We start from the raw sequence: 2,272 nt of genomic DNA, 5'->3' as shown, positions 1-2,272 counted from the left end.
ACCCGGTCGCCGGGTACAATATGCCAGGAGGCATCTTCAACAATTGTACGTGCACCAAATTCAAAAGTTACGTCCTGTAGGGCGAGAAGCATATAAAGAATTCTATATAAATGTTAAATAAAGCACACAAAGGTAATAATTGTAGTCGATAGTCCATTGTCGGCGGTCCATAGTCTATGGCGTTGTTCATTTGGGAGGTTGAGCGTACCCGGCAGGCTGCCTGACCCTGCACCATTACCATTGCGTTAAATGCTATGGACCATCGACTATAGACTATGGACCATTAACAAACAACTATCAACTTTTTCCCATATCTTTGCCCGGAGAGAATGCCTTTTGTGAACGAAACTTTATCCGATACCTATGAAGACCTGCTTTAGAACAGCCACCTGTCTTTTATTGTCATGCACAAATAACAATAATCATCAGCCCATTTTATTAGCAGGGATCAATCAGTAGAAAAACCAGTAGCGCAAACCGTATCTAAACTGAATTGGGGTTGCTATGAGCTCGTCTAGTCCATATCTTCATCACCTGCTGCGGCATATCGTGCTGCCCGTACTTTGTCTTTTCCATTTTACCATAACAGTTGCCCAGCAAAAATTCACCATCAGCGGTTATGTGCGCGATACTACCAACGGGGAATCGCTCACCGGCGCCACAGTGCATATTAAAGAAAGCCCGCAGGGCATCCAGGCCAATGCTTATGGCTTTTACGCTATCAGCCTGCCCGCCGGGGAATACACGCTGGTATGCACTTTCCTGGGATATGAGGAAAAAGAGCAGGTGATTCAGCTGCATGATGACCAGCAGATCAATTTTGCCATGACACCCCGTACCTACCAGGCGCAGGAAGTGGTAATTACCGATAAACGAAAGAACCGCAATGTATCCAGCACAGAAATGGGCCGCGTAGAAATGGCTACTGCCGACGCCAAAAAGCTGCCTTCATTTATGGGCGAGGTGGATGTGCTGAAAATGCTGCAGCTCATGCCCGGCGTACAGGCAGCAGGGGAGGGCAATGCCGGCTTATATGTGCGTGGCGGCGGGCCTGATCAGAACCTGATCCTGCTGGATGAAGCGCCCGTGTACAACACCGGCCACCTGTTTGGCTTCTTCTCCATTTTTAATGCAGACGCTATCCGCAATACCACGCTGATCAAAGGCGGTATGCCGGCCAATTATGGCGGGCGCCTGTCGTCGGTAGTAGACGTGAATATGAAGGATGGTAATAACCAGCAGCTGCAGGGCGAGGGGGGCATTGGCCTTATCGCATCGCGGCTGTCGCTGCAGGGGCCTTTGAAAAAGAATAAGTCGTCCTTTATTGTCTCCGGCCGCCGTACTTATATCGACTGGGTAGCCAAACCTTTCGTGAAAAAGAACAGTGATTTCAGCGGCTCCGGTTATTATTTCTATGACCTGAATGTAAAAGCCAATTACATTTTTTCCGATAAGGACCGGGTATACCTGAGCGGTTACTTTGGGCGCGATGTGTTTACCTTCCGCAGCGGTACCCGCACCTTTGATGCTACCATTCCCTGGGGCAACAGCACCGCCACCTTACGCTGGAACCATGTGTTCAGCAGCAAGCTGTTTTCAAATACCTCCATTATTTATAACGATTATAAGTTCAGCTTCACCGGTTTACAGAACAACTTCGACATCCGCCTGGCCTCCGGCATCAGCGATGTTAATGGCAAGCTGGATTTCGACTACTTTGCCAGCAATAAGCATCATATTAAATTCGGCGGCAACTACATTTACCACCGCTTTACCCCGTTCTCTATTTCCGGCCGGCAGGATAGCACCGCCTTTAACCCGGATAATGCTTTTCGTAAATACGCCCACGAAGCCGCCCTGTATGTACAGGATGAATGGGAAATATCGCCTAAGCTGAAACTGAACGCCGGCCTGCGTTACAGCGCCTTTATGCAGGTAGGCCCCTACACCCGGTATATCAAGAATAATAACGGCGTAAAGCTGGATAGCACGGTATATGAAAGCCTGCAGCAGGTACGTTCTTACGGCGGTTTTGAACCCCGGATGATCCTGCGGTATGCCTGGAACCAGGAAAATTCCATCAAGGCATCCGTTACCCGCAACTACCAGTTCATACACCTGGTAACCAATGCCGGCACCACGCTGCCCACAGACCTGTGGGTGCCCAGCACTTATAAAGTACGGCCGCAGATCTCCTGGCAATATACCATGGGTTACTACCGCAACTTTAAAGATGATAGCTGGGAAGCATCTGTAGAGGCCTATTATAAGG

General features: G+C 49.2%; 1 protein-coding gene. It reads left to right on the top strand.

Annotation, left to right across the window (positions count from 1 at the left end; genetic code table 11):
• Positions 1–504 precede the first annotated feature (504 nt).
• A partial coding sequence (locus VIM87_RS04040) for a TonB-dependent receptor (RefSeq protein WP_331995731.1) occupies positions 505–2,272 on the top strand: 1,768 nt, incomplete at its 3' end.

Source organism: Chitinophaga sp. (assembly GCF_036569125.1).
GTDB lineage: Bacteria > Bacteroidota > Bacteroidia > Chitinophagales > Chitinophagaceae > Chitinophaga.
The sequence above is the reverse complement of the archived record's forward strand: the minus strand, read 5'-3'. Positions and strand labels throughout refer to the sequence as shown.